General features: G+C 42.1%; 20 protein-coding genes. 5 read left to right on the top strand and 15 right to left on the bottom strand.

The features are described 5' to 3' along the window. Positions 1-120: 120 nt before the first annotated feature. Positions 121-1,074 (bottom strand): helveticin J family class III bacteriocin, encoded by a 954-nt coding sequence (locus FD05_RS03025; protein ID WP_020281671.1) that lies wholly within the window; start codon positions 1,072-1,074, stop codon positions 121-123. Positions 1,075-1,330: 256 nt separating this feature from the next. Here FD05_RS03025 and FD05_RS03020 point away from each other — a divergent pair, with 256 nt between their 5' ends. Beyond that, positions 1,331-1,678, top strand: a complete 348-nt coding sequence (locus FD05_RS03020; RefSeq protein WP_020281670.1) for a hypothetical protein — start codon at positions 1,331-1,333, stop codon at positions 1,676-1,678. Between the two features lie 130 nt (positions 1,679-1,808). Here FD05_RS03020 and FD05_RS03015 read toward each other — a convergent pair whose 3' ends face one another. The 6 genes from FD05_RS03015 to FD05_RS02990 form a co-directional block, all read right to left on the bottom strand. Beyond that, entirely contained in the window at positions 1,809-2,210 is a 402-nt protein-coding gene (locus tag FD05_RS03015; RefSeq protein ID WP_020281669.1) for a hypothetical protein, read from the bottom strand. 134 nt (positions 2,211-2,344) lie between these two features. Then, a complete protein-coding gene (locus FD05_RS03010; protein ID WP_223602640.1) occupies positions 2,345-2,776 on the bottom strand; it encodes a hypothetical protein in 432 nt (143 codons plus the stop codon). Between the two features lie 40 nt (positions 2,777-2,816). After that, positions 2,817-3,254: a hypothetical protein gene (locus FD05_RS03005; RefSeq protein ID WP_020281667.1), complete on the bottom strand. Its 438-nt coding sequence runs from the start codon at positions 3,252-3,254 to the stop codon at positions 2,817-2,819. 111 nt (positions 3,255-3,365) lie between these two features. Next, the gene (locus FD05_RS03000) at positions 3,366-3,800 is read right to left on the bottom strand and encodes a hypothetical protein (RefSeq protein ID WP_020281666.1); all 435 of its coding nucleotides are present in this window, start codon (positions 3,798-3,800) and stop codon (positions 3,366-3,368) included. A gap of 17 nt (positions 3,801-3,817) precedes the next feature. Further along, positions 3,818-4,792: a hypothetical protein gene (locus tag FD05_RS02995; protein ID WP_020281665.1), complete on the bottom strand. Its 975-nt coding sequence runs from the start codon at positions 4,790-4,792 to the stop codon at positions 3,818-3,820. A 22-nt stretch (positions 4,793-4,814) separates the two neighbouring features. Further along, positions 4,815-5,570: a hypothetical protein gene (locus tag FD05_RS02990; protein WP_020281664.1), complete on the bottom strand. Its 756-nt coding sequence runs from the start codon at positions 5,568-5,570 to the stop codon at positions 4,815-4,817. A 279-nt stretch (positions 5,571-5,849) separates the two neighbouring features. On the opposite strand from FD05_RS02990, the gene FD05_RS02985 reads away from it, so the two are divergent. The 3 genes from FD05_RS02985 (at position 5,850) to FD05_RS02975 (ending at position 8,856) form a co-directional block, all read left to right on the top strand. After that, entirely contained in the window at positions 5,850-6,314 is a 465-nt protein-coding gene (locus FD05_RS02985) for a hypothetical protein (RefSeq protein WP_039933136.1), read from the top strand. Positions 6,315-6,641: 327 nt separating this feature from the next. Beyond that, a complete protein-coding gene (locus FD05_RS02980) occupies positions 6,642-7,829 on the top strand; it encodes an MFS transporter (protein WP_020281662.1) in 1,188 nt (395 codons plus the stop codon). Between the two features lie 112 nt (positions 7,830-7,941). Then, positions 7,942-8,856: an NADP-dependent oxidoreductase gene (locus tag FD05_RS02975; protein WP_020281661.1), complete on the top strand. Its 915-nt coding sequence runs from the start codon at positions 7,942-7,944 to the stop codon at positions 8,854-8,856. 81 nt (positions 8,857-8,937) lie between these two features. Here the strand turns inward: FD05_RS02975 and phoU are convergent, their stop codons facing one another. The 6 genes from phoU to FD05_RS02945 all read right to left on the bottom strand — a co-directional run bounded on the left by phoU (position 8,938) and on the right by FD05_RS02945 (position 14,087). After that, the gene (gene phoU / locus FD05_RS02970) at positions 8,938-9,675 is read right to left on the bottom strand and encodes a phosphate signaling complex protein PhoU (RefSeq protein ID WP_020281660.1); all 738 of its coding nucleotides are present in this window, start codon (positions 9,673-9,675) and stop codon (positions 8,938-8,940) included. 14 nt (positions 9,676-9,689) lie between these two features. Further along, on the bottom strand, positions 9,690-10,445 hold the full coding sequence (pstB, locus tag FD05_RS02965) for a phosphate ABC transporter ATP-binding protein PstB (protein ID WP_020281659.1): 756 nt from the start codon (positions 10,443-10,445) through the stop codon (positions 9,690-9,692). A 14-nt stretch (positions 10,446-10,459) separates the two neighbouring features. After that, a complete protein-coding gene (gene pstB / locus FD05_RS02960; RefSeq protein ID WP_020281658.1) occupies positions 10,460-11,254 on the bottom strand; it encodes a phosphate ABC transporter ATP-binding protein PstB in 795 nt (264 codons plus the stop codon). 9 nt (positions 11,255-11,263) lie between these two features. Beyond that, the gene (pstA, locus tag FD05_RS02955; RefSeq protein WP_020281657.1) at positions 11,264-12,151 is read right to left on the bottom strand and encodes a phosphate ABC transporter permease PstA; all 888 of its coding nucleotides are present in this window, start codon (positions 12,149-12,151) and stop codon (positions 11,264-11,266) included. Beyond that, the gene (gene pstC / locus FD05_RS02950; protein WP_020281656.1) at positions 12,148-13,071 is read right to left on the bottom strand and encodes a phosphate ABC transporter permease subunit PstC; all 924 of its coding nucleotides are present in this window, start codon (positions 13,069-13,071) and stop codon (positions 12,148-12,150) included. Before pstC ends, pstA begins: the two co-directional genes overlap by 4 nt. Positions 13,072-13,196: 125 nt before the next feature. Further along, complete coding sequence (locus FD05_RS02945) at positions 13,197-14,087, bottom strand: phosphate ABC transporter substrate-binding protein PstS family protein (protein ID WP_039933135.1); 891 nt, start codon at positions 14,085-14,087, stop codon at positions 13,197-13,199. 187 nt (positions 14,088-14,274) lie between these two features. On the opposite strand from FD05_RS02945, the gene FD05_RS02940 reads away from it, so the two are divergent. After that, a complete protein-coding gene (locus FD05_RS02940; RefSeq protein WP_020281654.1) occupies positions 14,275-15,000 on the top strand; it encodes a response regulator transcription factor in 726 nt (241 codons plus the stop codon). A gap of 29 nt (positions 15,001-15,029) precedes the next feature. Here the strand turns inward: FD05_RS02940 and FD05_RS02935 are convergent, their stop codons facing one another. Together FD05_RS02935 and FD05_RS02930 are read right to left on the bottom strand one after the other, a co-directional pair. After that, positions 15,030-15,812 carry a hypothetical protein gene (locus FD05_RS02935; RefSeq protein WP_020281653.1) on the bottom strand — a complete coding sequence of 261 codons (783 nt, stop codon included), beginning with the start codon at positions 15,810-15,812 and terminating at the stop codon, positions 15,030-15,032. A 145-nt stretch (positions 15,813-15,957) separates the two neighbouring features. Then, the gene (locus FD05_RS02930) at positions 15,958-17,106 is read right to left on the bottom strand and encodes a hypothetical protein (protein ID WP_051990648.1); all 1,149 of its coding nucleotides are present in this window, start codon (positions 17,104-17,106) and stop codon (positions 15,958-15,960) included. Positions 17,107-17,240 lie beyond the last annotated feature (134 nt).

Raw genomic sequence — 17,240 nt, 5'->3', positions numbered from 1 at the left:
TAAATCATAAGAATTCAAGTAACCAAGCTCTTTCAAGAACCAAATAATCAGGCTCAGTCAAAATTTTTGACTGAGCCTGATTTACTTTAGAAACCTATCTCATGGGATCTCTTGTACTTACTAAAAGGTAAAATCAGATTTACTAATAGAATAGACGCGATGTGGATCAGAGTTACCGTGAAATTCAAGGCCAACGTAGATTTTACTTCCTTTGAGTTGAATTCCTTCAGTTTCAACGTCTTTGATGTCATCAACATCAGATGAGCTAACCGTTTGCTGCTTGGTAAACTGCCAATTACCCTTCATAATTTTAGGCGTCATTCCTGTATGGCCACCAGAAATATATACAGAATTATCATCTGCAAATTCTAAGCCTTGCCACGATTTATTTGGAACCTCGAAAGAACCTGCTTTTTGGACGTAAGCACTAACAAGATTACTTGTGAGATCAGCGCATGAGACTGTTCCAGACGCAGATGCATGCAGCTTTGCATTAATTGTATCCACATTATATGCGGATAGTTGATAACTGCCCTTGTCATCAGTGGCGTTACTAGTCATGAACATTAGTCGTTGCTTACCGCCATCTGTTCGATTAGCCGTCGGCGTTGACGATAGAGCACCGTCAGCACGTGCAATAGAAAATGGCGCTTTTCCTTTAGCATTTGCTGCGACTAAGTTTGTCAGTCGTGGCGCTTGAGTATAATCCAAAGTTGTATTAGCGACAAATTGAATCTTTCCAATTTGGGTAGCCCAATATTCGTCTGATGATGGGGTGTTTTTGTTGTTCATGGCAACCCAAAAGTAATCCTGACCGTCAATCGGGTCCTTGTAATATTCAAGAGTCTGAGAATGTCCAAAATTGGTTAGTAACATTTTATCAGTCATGATAACTGTGTTAGAACCATCAGTTGGCAACAAGCCTCTTGAAAAAACAACGTTCATTTTATTACTAGCCTGTAGCTGTAGTGCGTAAAAATATTTACTACCAATGTAAAACTTCTGAATAACTTTCTTTTCCAAAATACCATTACCGTTATCCGTGATGTGATATTCCAATGATGCTTCTGTCATAATTAAAATCTTCTTTCTTTAAATGTATTTTTTGTTAGCCAATTCAACTCCGGCATTAAATCGGCGAATGATGCATCAAATCGATTTGACAAACATAGTGTAACCCAGAAATTCCGGGCAAAACTGCCAATATACTGCCACCTTACTGCCAATCCACCTCAAAAGTTGTTCTTGCTTTGTCGAACATACGTTCGTATAATAAAGATGACTTATTCCTTTTCCAAAAATCTAAAGGAAGGAGGTTACCCAGATCACCATGATTAATCGCGCCTGCACCATCCAAAATGCCAAGGCCTACCTAAACGAATACAAGGATTGGAAAATCAAAGCCATTTCTAATTCCTCAGACCGGGCACAGCATGAATGCCAAATCAGAATTGAAGCGTTAGACAAGATGAGCCAAGTTGATGAATCTACAGCATTACTCGCCGATCTATTAAGGGATCGCTATATTAACCGCTGGACTTCGATCAAAACCTTTACTGATTTGGCAGACAAGTACCACATGGGTTTTATCTCGGAGCGAACCGGCTATCGCTATCAGAACATGGCACTCCTGATATTTGCGCACATCAGCTCCGAGCAGTTGTTATGTTTCCAATAGACAGCAAAACGACTCAACATCTAATAAGGTGTTGAGTCGTTTTGCATGAAGATTGTAAGATACCTAAGTGGATAGAACATAAATGTTAGCCGAACGGCATCATATTCAAATTAAGTTGGATCAATAACCTTCAGCAGCTATTTTGCCGCAAAAAGTTTGAGATAGCCATTATAATGACAAACAAGACGACGAGACAAGGAACAACGAAGCTGGAAGGCGTGTCAAAGAAGCCATCTGGCGCATCAATGTTTGCTAACAATAGGAGATAGATTACCATGGCGATCGTTACAATAATTCCATTAAACTTCAAAATCCAAAGGGTTGCAATACATAAAAGCGAAATAACAACACCATAGTAACGGAAAAACCAAGTAATTTTTTCAACCAATGAAGTCGTTTGATCAGTATAAGTAGCTGCAGCGAACCAAATATTAATACCATTTTGAAGAGAAATGTAGCATAAATATAAGGTAATTAATAATAAAACTAACATGCTGATTCCATGAAACTTCATAGTAATAAACTTAGCCATTCTCTATCCCTTCTAATACGACACGGTCTTTAAGTTGATGCTGTTGTTCAACGGTCCATTAGTCTTCAACGAAATAAAGCCAACACTTAACCAGGACAAAAGCCCCAGTGCAAACTCTGAGGCTTCTATTGTAGCTAATATTTAATTGGCTTCTTCATCCAAAATTGAATCGTGTTCACAAACTTCCACTTATCATGACCAACCTTCATGTAGTATGTGATAATGGGTGTTTGGTGCCCATGTCGAAAAATCAGTTTCCGGTAATTATACTTTGTTTTCAAATAGTAACGTTGTGGATTCTTATAGCGCATCACCATGGTTCTTGAGTGCTTCGTGTACTTGTACTCTACATGCTTGGTATCTTTGAATAAGTCCTGGCGATCGCCCTCAAACTCACCCCAGTTCACAGAATTGTACTTGAGTACCTTTTGCTTAGAGGCATATCCAAGAGAATTCATATCAAGATGCTTCCAGTTAGTGTTGGCGGAAGCTTCTATAGGCGTTAATAATACAAATGCAAGAAAAGAAAGTGGCAACAACAGCTTCAGAATAAACGTACGTTTCATATAATTCACCTCATTACCGATGTAAGCTTCCATCCATCATCTAATATTTAATTGGGTGAAACATCCAATACTTGATTGTATACAAGAATTGAAACTTCTGATTTCCAAGCTTGTAATAGTATTGAATCACCGGTTGGGATTTGCTGCCATGAAACACCAGCTTCCGGTAGTTATATTTTGTGTTAACTCCCAAAGATTTGGATGGGTTAACATATCGAATAATCATTTTCCTGGATTTGTGATTGTACTGATACTTGGTAGATTGGGTATCTTTAAAATACTTTTTCAAGTAAATTTCTTCGTAGTTCCACCAATTACTTCCATTGTATTTGATTATGCGTTGCTTTTTTGCATATCCCATAATTTTGGGACTATATTGATGCCATGTGGCAGCTTGTGGATGAAGGCTAGCAAAAGCTAAGAATCCAGCAAAGACGGTGCCGATTAATAAAAGTGTTCGATAGAATGTTTTTTTCATTTTTATCCCCTTACACTAACCACGTGATCGTTATCAACGAAGAATCATGTCTGTAAACTTTGCGGATTCCTCTCAGTGTTCATAAATATGATTGCTTGGCTAAGAAGTTGCCTAATACTTAACCGGACCTCGTAGCCAATATTTATATGTCACTGAATAAACCCACTTATGATGGCCAAGCTTGTAATAGTATGAATATTCAGGCGTCTTGTGGCCATGTCGCATCACAATCTTTAAGTAATTATACTTTGACTGCAGCAGCTTGTCGTGGTTGTTGTACCGATAAACCATTGTCCGAGACTTCAACAAATACCTATACTGAATGTGCTTATCCGAACTGAAGTATTCCTTTCGGTAGCCACCTTCATAATTTCCCCACCCAGTGGGACTATACTTCACAACCTTGTGTTTATATGGCTTACCAAGCATATCTGAATATGCTGGTTTCCAAGTTGAACTGGCAAATGATTTATGCTGCACTGGGCTTAAAAGTCCAAGTCCAACAACTGAAATGATGAGAAAAAATAGATTCAATCTTTTTGTCATGACTTTACCTCATTTCCTTATAATCTGCGCGTTTCAATCACTTTAGAAAGTCCAACATAGTGTTTATGATGTATATCCAAATAATACTTAATTTTGGATAGCTCATATCTATCAGCCGAATCATAATCCAAATAATGTGTCACCGTATAATACAATATCTTTTTCTTATTTACCTTTTGGATTTCCCTAACAAGCAGTGACTTCTTAGACCGCCCTCTCCTGCTTAAAGTCACCTTAATCATTTGTACTTTTTTACCCGGTTTAGGACCATAGTCACCAAGCATACCAGCTGCGTATACTTCATAATCTTTTGTGGTCTTTGATGTTGTCTGTCCTCTCTGACTATACCACTTCTTCCAAGTATGAGATGGCTCTGGAAATGGATTGGGGTTGTCAACAACAAAATCATTGTCTGACTTACTTGAAGACCGGTTTCTTCCATTGACTTGTTGATATGCGCCCATACTCTCTGACCTAGACTTGTTTTTAGGATTGGATTTAGCAGAGCGTATGGCATCATTCCCAGTGTTGTTGCTTTGATTCGATGGCAGGTCTCCTTGAGAACTTTGCATGCTGCTTGTAGAGGTATCACCGCCTTGAGAATCGGTGTTGGTTACTGGTTGCTTTTGCTCATTTGAACCATTTGTTTGATTGCTTCCAGATTCTATCCCGCTTGATGCATTCGCACCCGATGTTGCCCCCGCAGTTGCACCACCAGCAGAGATTCCACCACCATTGTTATTATTACTGCTTCCACCTCCAGGAATTCCTCCCGGAATATAGCCGCCTCCACCATTATTATTGTTATCGTTGTTATTATTATCGTTATTGTTATTGTCACTGTTGTTATTCTGGTTTTGGTCAGTCGTAACCGGAGTATACTGACTCAAGTCATGGGCTGACGCACCTGTGGTGCTGACCAACAACAATGACAGTAACGAAATACCCACTAAACTAAAAGCTCTAAACAAATACCTGTTCGGCTTCACCATTATTATCCCCCTCTAAATCAATTTAAAGCAAGTTTCTGATGGTCGAAATGACTTCGCAGATTGAATTAACAATTGCCGTTCCCTGACCCACTACATTCGAGAAGGCTCCGGTAATGTCATAAACTGCTTGGCCCTGATTAGCAGAAATTTGAGATTCCGTTAACTGTGGCTGCAGCTGAATGTTGGCATTTTGAGCATCCTGGTTAGCTTGTGCTTCGGCCGGAGTAATTGTCGGTTGTGTCTGAGTACTTTGCGTATTAGTCTGTTCGGCAGCATCATTACTTGTCGCTGGACTAGTTGGGGCAGTCTTCGGAGTGGTAGTTGAATTGTCACTAACTGGCTTCGGCTGCTTAGCCTTCTTGGTATTCTTAGCGACCTGTTTTCGAATTACTTGCTGCTTAACAGTTTTCTTGCCATGCTTATTCTTCTTAACCTTATAGTTGGTCGTGGTTTCTTTATATTCTGTTGATCGAGAAACGCTCTTCTTCTCTTTGGGCGTTTGGGCTGATGTCCCCACATCACTCTCGAGACTTACGTCTTTCTTTACAGTTGGCACAGTCGAATTGTTATTAGATGTTTGGTTAATACCTGCCGACTGTGACGAAGAATTAACGTCTGCAGATTGGTTCACTGCAGGTGATGTAGTCGAATTTTGAGCAAGCGGTTGATTGCTTGTGTTGACATCGGCCGCATGAACCCCAACGGATCCCCCTAATAGTATTCCAGCTACCGAAAGCGTTACCAACAATTCCCGAACTATGTGATTCATTTTCATCATCCATTCCCCCAAAATATAATTTGCTCTCGGGTTACATTTATTGTACCCATTTCTGGTTATAGCACTTTACAAAAACATTATAATACTTTGTTCAATACATAACGGTATGTTGGAATAAGCTTTGCTTTTTCCTTCCATATATGCGGAGAATCAACTCAAGAAGAAAAATATTTGAGGAATTTTTTTCACAATTATTTTCTCAAAAACTAATTGACAAGTTACACTAACAGAACTAATCCAAAATTTGGGGAATCAATTAGTCAACAGGGGGAAATCATTTTGAACAATTTTACGAAATGGATCATATCACTTTTAGGAATACTATTTGTTGCAGTTACCTTCAGCTCAACCGCAAATGCTAGCGAAACCCATGATGGCATTCCAGCGCCAATTCAGGGTAAATACTGGTCGGCGACTGTTTCTCGAGGAACTAACGCTACAAAAACACACATGTACTTTTATGCCACTAAGGATGGCTTTGTGATAAAGAATACAGTCAATGGTACCCTTAGATGCAAATGGATGCTGTCATCTCATGTGTACGGAACATACCTACTCAATGGTGCAGACGATGACGATTTATCTACTGCCGTATGGATCTTTATTACACCTAATAAAAATTGGAGTAAGATAAAGATTGGCTATACAAAGACCGATGATAATAGCGAACCCAAGCATCAACCGTACTACTACCAACGTTATACGGCGACCCGTGTTTCTAAAGTGACCGCAATTGTTCACTAGGCATTCATACACATAATAATCACAGAGACAACTAACTACTTAACAACGTTCCTACTAAACTCAAGTGTAAATATTTTATATAATTCAATATTTCAATCTCCATCCAAAAACGCCCGATCAAAAACGATCGGGCGTTAATTTTTACTGATATTTAGTTTAGTTAACGGCAACCGCGCCCTTAGGAGCCTTCTCGTCTTTACTGAGAAGTTCACTGACTTCTTGACAGCAGGCACAATCACGATGTAACTTCACTATCTATGCCCTTCATGTGCTATGATTTGATAGGAAGTTTCACATGAAACAATTTGCCGTCTGGAGGGCTTACAAGTGACAAAGTATAAGATTCAATCGTTAGTTTTCATTCTCGTCGCCTTTATGTTGGGATGTAATGAGTTTATTGTGGTCGGGATTCTGCCAGACCTCTCATCGCAGTTCCACACCCCCATCTCAACTATGGGTTATCTGGTGACGATCTTTGCGATGGTTTACGCCGTCAGCACACCCTTTGTGACGATTCTGACTAGTCGGTATAGTCGATACAAGACCTTGCTTACTCTGATGATTGTCTTTTTAATCGGCAATACACTGAGTGCAATTTCGGTGGGTTACCTCACCATGATGGCGTCTCGAATTATTACTGCCACGACGGCCGGCTCGATCATTTCATTGATCATGACTTTCGCCAGCACGATCGCCCCACGGGATAAACGGGCATCACTGGTGTCATGGATTTTTGCCGGTTTCAGTATCGCTTCGGTCTTTGGTGTACCAATTGGAGTTGCAGTCAGCACGAGCTTTGGCTGGCGCTACACTTTTTGGGGGATTTCGATCATTAGTATTTTTACCTTCCTATTATTAGCACAAATTCTGCCAAAGAAAGTCAAACAAACCAAGAGTACGATTAAGAACCAACTAACCATTTTGCTGGACCCTCGGATCTACTATGGTGTCTTCCTGGTGTTATTCACCGCCGCCACCATGTACGGCTACTATACTTATATCCGACCACTGCTCACAACCTCAATGGGATTCAGCACTCAAAGCTTGAACTGGCTGCTGTTCATCATTGGGATCATGAGTATCATTAGCAATCGACTTTCGGGCATGATGGCGGAAAAACCAAATAGTTTGCAAAAAATGCCAATCTTTTACGTGGCTGATATTGCCCTGTTGGCTGTCTTTCCTTTTGCGCTCCATAGTAAAATCGCAGGGCTGGCGATCATGATGGTCCTGACATTAATTGTCACGATCATCAACTCACCCATGCAGATTCATTTCCTCAACATTGCCGAAAAAGATTATCCACAGTCACTGGTCTTCGCATCATCCCTCAGTTCGATTTTCTTTAACTTCGGGATTTCACTGGGATCCGCGACGGCTTCGAGCTTGGTTGGAATCGTTGGATTGAATCACATCAGTATTGGGTCGGTCGCCTTTGCGGTCCTCTCGCTCGGATTCTTGTTTGTGCTCAACAGAGCCATCCGGAAACGGTTGTCAGCCAAAAACGCCGCTTAGCAGATTAGCTTAACATTACACTTATGTATATTAAACGTTCAAATTAATTGCTTTCACATGCATATGAATTACACTGAATTTGTATAAACCTACAAATGAAGGAGCGATGATGATGAAAGCATTTGGCTACGAAAAAAACGGCGGTCCAGAAGTATTTCAAGAATACGAAGTTCCGACACCGAAAATCGATTCCAACCAGATTTTGATCAAAACTGAAGCCTTTAATTTAAATAATATTGAAGCGCTACGTCGGGCTGGAAAGGTTGGGTCGACAGATGAGCGAACGATTCCCGGCCGTGATGTGGCTGGATTCGTAGAAAAAGTCGGCGCAGATGTGACCGGGTTTGATATTGGCGATCGAGTCGTTGCCCATGGTCATGAATCATACGCGGAGTACTCAGTTGGTGAAGACTCGAATACTGTGCTGATCCCCAGCGGTATCCCATACATCGCCGCTGCCGGGATTGTGACCCCTGGACTCGCTGCCTATAAGGGCGTTCACTTATTCGGCAAAGTCCAACCTGGACAAACCGTTGTAGTGAAGGGTGCCTCTGGTGGGGTTGGCTCATTAGCTGCTCAAATCGCACTGGATGTTGGCGCCAAAGTCATTGGGATTGGTTCCAGTACGAATGAAGAATACGTCAAATCACTGGGCATTGATCAATATGTTGCCTATGACAAAGAAGATCCAGCCGAAGTTCTGGCAAATACAGCTGATGTTGTGATTGATGCAGCACTGAACGGTAACGGCTACGAAAGCGATGGCCAGATCGTCAAAGACGGCGGCATTGTTGCCAGTGTGGCCGATGGTAAAGCCGAGACCGACAAAACCGTCCACTTCAACCACATTCATCCCACTCAAGAGATTTCGGATGACGATGCTTTAAATACCATGTTGAAACTGATGGCAGCAGGCAAGCTGAAGATTCGCATTGGCTACAAACTGCCATTTACCCTTGATGGCGTGATCAAAGGCCATCAGTTGCTAGATTCAAAGCATGCTGGCCGAATTGTTGTTGCAAAGTAACATCATATTAATTGAAGTTAAAAATAGAGACCGGAAACCCGCAGTCAATGCGGATCTCCGGTCTTATTTTGATTAACACACTTACTTGCTATCTTTCCCTTTTCCCTTGTCTTTCACAATTGCCTCTGAATACAGCTTGTCCACCAACTCCGGATTTGACTTACCAGGGTTCAATTCAACAATTTGGCCAGCTGCTGAGTAGACAATCCATTCGGCTAAATTGACAATGTGATCACCAATTCGTTCCAAGAGCTTGATGACCATAAAATAACTTGCACTGGCAGTCACCGTTGCAGTATCAGATTGAACCGCTTCAGTAATGGCATCCCTGATTACCAAGTATTGTTCATCCACTTTGACGTCGTTGTCTGACAGCGTTTTTGCAGCGTCAGCATCACTCTTTACATAAGCATCCAAAGCGCTTTCCAACATATTTCGGACTTCCTCAGTCATCTTGGCAATCTGTTTTTCAACCTTTGGAATCCGTGGGTTACCCTTCACCCGAATGGTCTCACGGGCAATGCTAACGGCATGGTCACCAATTCGTTCCAAATCAGAACTGGCCTTCAAGATGCTAATAATGACACGAAAGTCGGTCGCAACCGGCTGCTGTAAGGCAATCAGACTTAATGCCTGCTTTTCCAACTTCATTTCATCTGAGTTAGTCTCCTCATCGGCATCAATCACTTCCTGAGCAGCTTTCTTGTCATGCTCAATGAATGCCGTGGTTGACTTATAAATCTGTTCACTAATCGTCAATCCCATTTCCACAAAGCGTCCGTGCAGTTTTTTTAACTCATCATCAAATAATTCTCTCATTATATATAGTCCTCCTAGCCAAACTTTCCGTTCAGGTAATCACTGGTCTTTTCATCATCAGGGTGAATAAACATCTTCTCGGTCTTGCTGAACTCCACTAAATCGCCATTCAATAAAAACGCCGTCTTATCAGAGATTCTTGAAGCCTGTTGCATGTTATGGGTCACAATGATGATCGTATACTGGTCGCGGATATTCATCAGAGTATCCTCAATCTTGGCACTTGAAATCGGGTCCAAGGCACTGGTCGGTTCATCCAATAGCACCACTTCAGGCTGAACCGCCAGCACTCTGGCAACACAAATTCGTTGCTGCTGACCACCTGAAAACGACAAAGCATTTTCATACAGGTGATCCTTAACCTCGTCCCAAATGGCAGCCTGTTTCAGACTAGTTTCAACTCGTTCGTCCAAGACATGTTTATCCTTTTCGCCGGCGAGTCGTAAACCATAAGCCACATTTTCATAGACACTGAACGGAAATGGGTTGGGCTGTTGAAACACCATCCCCACGCGTTTTCGCAAATCAACGATGTCAGTCCCGGGAGCGTAGATATCTTGATCCTCAAGTTTCATGGAACCAGTGATCTTCACACCCTTGATCAAATCATTCATCCGGTTCAGGCAACGCAAATAAGTGGACTTCCCACAGCCCGACGGACCGATCAATGCAGTAATATCATGTTCCTCAAAGTCCAAACTGATGCCGTGGAGCGCTTCTTTGGGCCCGTAACTCAAATGGACATCTTTACTTGTAATTATTTTTGGCATTATTGTCCATCCTCCTAGCCGAAGTTACCAGAGATGTAATCTTCGGTCGCTTTTATTTGTGGTGTTGTGAATATTTTTTCAGTGACATCGTATTCCAAAACGTGACCCATGTGGAAGAATGCCGTATAGTCGGCAATTCGCGAAGCCTGCTGCATGTTGTGGGTCACAATAATAATGGAGTAATTTTCCCGCAGCTGCATCAAAGTTTCCTCAATCTTTGCGGTAGAAATAGGATCCAAAGCACTGGCGGGTTCGTCTAACAACAAGATATCCGGTTTCATCGCTACACAACGGGCAATGCACAACCGTTGGGCTTGGCCACCTGAGAGTGCCAAGGCACTTTTATCCAAATCATCTTTGACTTCATCCCAGAGAGCGGCGGCTTTTAGACTTTCCTCGACTCGCTTGTTCAGCTCGTTCTTATCTTTGATGCCGTTACGTTTCAGCGCAAAGGTGATATTTTCACGAATGGATTTAGCAAATGGATTGGGCCGTTGAAACACCATGCTGATGTGCTTCCGGACTTCATAAACGTTGATATTGTTTGAATTGATATCCATATCCCGATACATAATTTTGCCTTTAACCGTGGCAATTCGGTCATTCATCCTGTTCAGACAGCGGAGATATGTTGACTTACCAGAACCAGATGCCCCAATTAACGCGGTGATTCGATGACGGGGGAATTGCAGGGTGGCATCATGCATGGCATGGTTATCACCGTAAAACACCTGCAGATTCTCAGTCGTCATCGCTTTTTCTAATGGAATATCGATAATGTGTGTTTGATTGTAATCATATTCTTGCATAATATTCTCCTACTTCGTTGCTGTCATGCGTTTATACAACCATCGGCCAAGCATTCTGGCTAACAGATTGAATAACAGAATGACAACGATCAATACGGCAGATGCGCCACTGGAAATAGCGGCGGCATCGGGGGTGACCCCTTCAGTGTTAACCTTCCAGATATGGACTGCCAACGTTTCAGCTGGACGCATGAAGTTTAGAAAACTCGCGCTGTCCATCGGATTCCAGTCACCGTAATTAACGGTTGGGGCACTCTGCCCGGCAGTGTAAATCAAGGCAGCGGCTTCACCGAATACCCGGCCGGCACTCAAAATGATTCCAGTTAAAATCCCTGGTAAGGCAGCAGGAAGGACAATCCCGGTGATCGTTTTCCAACGTGACAACCCAAGTGATAACCCGGCTTCCCGCTGAAGTTCCGACACGTCCTGCAATGATTCTTCGATACTTCTGGTTAGCAGTGGTAAGTTGAAGAACGTCAGCGCAATCGCACCAGCCAGGATGGAGAATCCCATGTGGAAGTTAACCACAAATAATAGGAAGCCAAACAATCCAACAACAACTGAAGGCAGTGAACTAAGAACTTCGACAGCGGTCCGAATCACCCCTGTCACCCAATTATCTGGGGCGTATTCTGATAAATAAATCCCAGAACCCAGGGCAATTGGGAACGAAATGATCAATGTCAGAACTAGCAGGTACATGGAGTTAAATAATTGATCCCGGATACCACCACCCGCTGCGAAGGATTGAGCAGCTGAGGTTAAGAAATGCCAGGAAACGTGGGGAATTCCTGTGATTAAGATATAACCAAGCAGGAAGACCAGGATTGCCAAGACGCACGCAACCAAGAAATAGATCACGCCAGTCGCAATGTTATTGCTTGTTTTTGAGTTCATTTCTTCAGTGCGCCTCGCTTCCCGATGACTCTAACTAAGATATTAAAGACTAATGACATTAACAGTAAGATCAGTGCTAGTGACCAAAGTGCGTTATTTGGTAGAGTTCCCATGGTCGTGTTTCCGATCCCAGTGGTCAATTGACTGGTCAAAGTTGATGACGGGGTCAATAAACCATGAGGCATCAAAACCGCGTTACCAATAACCATTTGAACAGCCAGTGCTTCACCAAAGGCGCGTGACATTCCGAAGATAACCGCTGTTAAAATTCCAGGGGTTGCGGAACGCAGAACAACTTTGTAAATAGTCTGCCATCTCGTCGCGCCAAGCGCCAAGGATGCGGATCGGTAAAACATGGGAACGGCTTTGATACTATCAACTGACAGCGAAGTGATCGTCGGCAGAACCATGACGAACAGTACCAGCGTTCCGGCGAGAATTCCGAAACCCGTACCACCGAATGAATGACGGATAAGTGGCACGATGACTGACAGGCCGATAAAACCATAAACAACTGAAGGAATCCCAACCAATAGTTCAATTACGGGTTGAAGAATTTTAGTCCCTCGTTCCGGCGCAATTTCGGTCATGAACAGGGCAACTCCCAGTGCAAAGGGCGTTGCAACCACTGCAGCGAGAACGGTCACGCTGAATGAGGTGACGATCATTGGCAAGGCACCGATTTGGGGATTGCCGTGTTTGTCTAATAACGATGGGTTCCAGTTGGTGCCTGATAAGAATTTCCACAAACTCACGTGGTTAGTGGTGAAGGTTGCTAAACCACGGGTCGTAATGAAGTACAAAATTGAGATAACCAGCAAGCTCACAAAGCCAATGCAGAGATAGGTAATTCCTCTGCCGAATAAGTCTTCATGCGTTGCTTTTGATGGGTTTTGAAGATCATGTTTAATTTCATCCATGTTTTTCCTCCTATTATAGTAGGTAGTCGAATTTTAAATGAGTACTTTAACTTGAGGAAGGCTGGAGGCATTTGATTTGCCTTCAGCCTTCCGTTGGGTTTTATTTGTTTATTTCATGTTGCTAATTACTTTTCGCTAACAGCGTTGCTAGCGTTCTTAGTAACTTTCATATCATGAATACTGATGTAACCAAGTTTTTGAACTAAGCTGTCCTGAACCTTGCTTGAGTTCATGTAGTCTAAGAATTTCTTAGTTGCTTTGTTTGGTTGACCCTTGGTGTACATATGTTCATATGACCAGATCTTCCATTTGTTGGTGGTTACGTTGGCATCAGTTGGCTTTACATTGTTAACTGACAAGGCTTTAAGCTTGCTGTTAACGTATGAGAATGCCAAGTAGCTGATCGTACCAGGGGTGCTTGAAACGATCTTTTGAACAGTACCGTTTGAATCTTGTTCTTGAGCCTTAACTGCTTTAGCACCTTCAAGGACAGCTGATTCAAATGTGGCACGAGTACCTGAACCTTGGGCACGGTTGACAACGGTGATCTTCTCATTCTTACCGCCAACTTGTTTCCAGTTAGTGTACTTACCAGTGAAGATGCCCTTTAATTGCGCCATGGTCAAATTGCTGACGTTGACGTCCTTGTTAACAACTGGTGTCATTCCAACAACGGCGACTTGATGGTCAACTAATTCCTTAGCTTTGATACCATCTTGTTGTTCTGCGAAGATATCTGAGTTACCAATTTGAACCGCGCCGGTTTGAACTTGGCTTAAACCAGTTCCAGAACCGCCACCTTGAACAGAAATATTAACACCTGAATTTGCTTTTTGATAATTGCTGGCTGCTTGTTCAACTAATGGTTGTAAGGCAGTTGATCCAACAGCTGTGATCTTGACGTTCGAATCAGCTGAAGACTTCTTTGACTTTGAGCTGCTTGAACCACACCCCGCAAGCAAAACTCCCACAGCTGCTACTGCTACAATAGTTGAAAAAAAAGATCTTTTTTTCATAATTCGATTTCCTCCTAATGAAAACCCAAGTTTTTTTAGTACTCATTTAAGTACATTGTTAATATAACAACAGCATGTAAATATCGAGTTTCGTTTATGTAAAAGTAACGTAAAACATCACAATTCCATCAAAAAGTATGGCATAACTTAAGATGTAAACAATTTAGCTAATATGGAGGAAGACCGGATGCCATTGGAAATCTTATTGATCAGCCAAAACTTAAAGCTGGCGGATAAGCTTGAGAAGCTGCTTGCCGCCTTTCAAATTAATACCAGGGTTTCATTTGAACCACTTGACCACCTGCTTCAACAAGTTTCCGGAGTTGTCTGGGACTTAAGTACCACGGAATTGCCGGCAAATGCTTCAGAGCTGCAGATCCTGCGCAGCCAAATCGCTGGGCCAATCCTGCTATTAGATGAAAAGCAACGACCAATCAAAACTGTTTGTTCCTATTTTTTAGATTATCACTTGGATGATTACATCTTCGGAGAATCTACGAGTGAGATTGTCGCTCGAATCGTCCAAAAAATTTGGGTTTACCAAAATAAAGACAATCTCCAGCTGACACAGCAGAGTCAGGAGTCGGAAAGTTTGGTGGTTGGGCACCTGAAAATCGATTTAAGTAAATTTGAAGTTAATAATGGGAATCAAAAACTCAATTTGAGTCCGATTGAGTACAAATTACTACTATTCTTTGTCAGCAATTCCAACACCGTTCTCAGTCGTACGCAGATTGCTTCTGCTGTGTGGGGCAATACCACGGGCGCTACATTGCGAATTATCGACACCCATATCAGTAACCTGCGGAAGAAAATTGAGGTTGAACCAAAAAATCCCCAGATGTTGACAACCATCAGGGGATTTGGGTATTTATTTAAGGATCATGGTGCTAAAAGAACACAAGTTAACTAGTTGTGACGCAAAAACCACTTAGCCAATGACTAAGTGGTTTTCTTATAGATTTTTTCCTGATGTTTCAATTCACGGTGGCATAGATCAACAAAGTCCTGCCCATATGCATCCCGAATCTCGTCTTCCCATTCACCATCGTTACCCTGCTCATCAAGCATCGGTTGAATCCATTGATTGGTGGGGAGCAACTTGAGTAATGAATGTTTGGTAAATTGAGAGAATAACAAGTTTTCACCAAAGAACGTCGCCAATTTTTTTTGAAATGCCGGTACGTCAATTGGCAGCAATAAGTTATTGGCATTATTGCGATCACCAAGCAACAACTGACAATCCAAAAAATCAGTAGTTAAATCAAACAGTTTATCCTTATGTGCCCTGGCAATGTCAGGAATCATCCGAATAAACCAGATTAATTTGTGATGCTCTAAAGTGATTAACAGGTTGAGGACCGCGATATCTAACGGGCTCAGTCTAAACTTTGCCTCTTGAACAGCAATCGGGTGCAGGCTGTCCGAAACAGCATTAAATAAATCACCAAAAGTCCCCGGTTCTTCCCAGAGAACTTCAATTTGATGAGCGTTTTGGAGCCAAAGTCGATGAGTCGCCACTCGGAGCGTCACCCAATAAACTTGTTGGTGCTCATCATATCCTTTAATCAACCAATATGAACTAGCCGTCGAGCGAGCATAATTGCTTGCAGCCAGTTCCAACCCATCTGGCAAGGCTGCCCGGACTGTTTCGATCAGCCATTCGCGGTAGGAGGGTTTGTCAGTAAATTCATATGTTTGTTCGCGTGGACGAGGTTTGGCCAATTTGTCCGTCTCCCTTTTTAATCAATCGAAAAAACTCTATACATTGAGGTTACCATTTTTTATAATTGGGGACAAAAATTTTAGACAGTATTCATGAAAACAAAAAGCCCGTACCGGACATTGCCGGAACTGGCTTCTTCACTGATCAATCACCATATTCATAATCATACTGCAAATCCAGATTATGGAAAGGTTGGCCACCTACTAAATATTGTTCGTAAACTGTTTTTTCACTCAGTTTACCGTCAGAGTAATAATTTTTAACAACAACTGGTTCAGATTGCTTTTGAATGATCAGTTGATACATCGAACGGCCATTATGCGTGACCTGTTTATCCTGAAGGCCCTCCATATGACTAGCATAATAGAGGGTTAAAGTATTCCCAGATTTCTCAGAGTCGAGAATCTGCTCACTTGCAGTTGGTGGGACTCCAAGTGGATTTCCCCAAATTGAAAATCCTTGGGTCTGACCTGTTATATTACCATAATACTCAACGTAACCGTCCGTTGTGGTTCTCAAATATGGTAACTGAGCGCCCCACGTTATTTCACTTTTCCCGACGTACAAATTGTTCTGCCAGTCAGGCGATGTCTTGCCATCTGTATCACCCGTTGTTCTTGGAAAGAGAAAGTCGGGGGCACTGATCGACGTCAGATAACTTGGCGGAGTGGGATTTAAGTCTTTGCTCGAATACAGCAAAGTAATATTTCTTACGTCAAATTGACTGGAGTTTAACTTAATGCCCAGGCTGGTTAAGAAATGATTACTTAAAGATCCAACTGACAATGTAATCCAAGTTTTTTGTTTATAAACATATGTTGCGCCACGAAAAACGGTTCCACTGGGTAATGTCACCTTGACCGGATTATTGTCAACGTTGATCGTAGTCGGAAAGTCCTGATTCAGTTTGAAATACCCGATTCGGTAATGGCCTGAATACTTTGGGCCATATCCCTTCACGAGATTTCCGCGCCAAACATATCCATTCCAAGGCTTATAAACATTAACCAATTTGTAGTAAACCGCTTTTTTGCTACCATGCTTCATAATCACACTTTTGGCCCGGTACCATTGAGTTCGTGGATGATTTTTCATATTCAATATTTTCTTAGTATGAGACGCGTTCCACATGTAGGCATTGCCCTTATTATAGAATGGTGTTTTTGATGAATAATTTTTTGTCTTGGTAATCCGATAGCTGGATTTTGCTTGCACTTGAGTAACATTTGAGAAGGCAAAAAGCCCACCCAGTGCAACAACAACTGCAATACCCTTTGCTAAATACTTTTTCAATACAGCACCCCCTGTGTAGCAGTCTACTACATATTGAAAACCAATTCTTTCATTCACGCGTAATTGTTCCACAAAAAAGCACCAAGGACATTAAAATCCTGGATGCTACTTTATTACATGATATTGTTTCACAT

This window comes from Lentilactobacillus otakiensis DSM 19908 = JCM 15040 (genome assembly GCF_001434145.1).
GTDB lineage: Bacteria > Bacillota > Bacilli > Lactobacillales > Lactobacillaceae > Lentilactobacillus > Lentilactobacillus otakiensis.
Note: the sequence above shows the minus strand (reverse complement) of the source record. Positions and strands in the feature narration are given on the sequence as shown.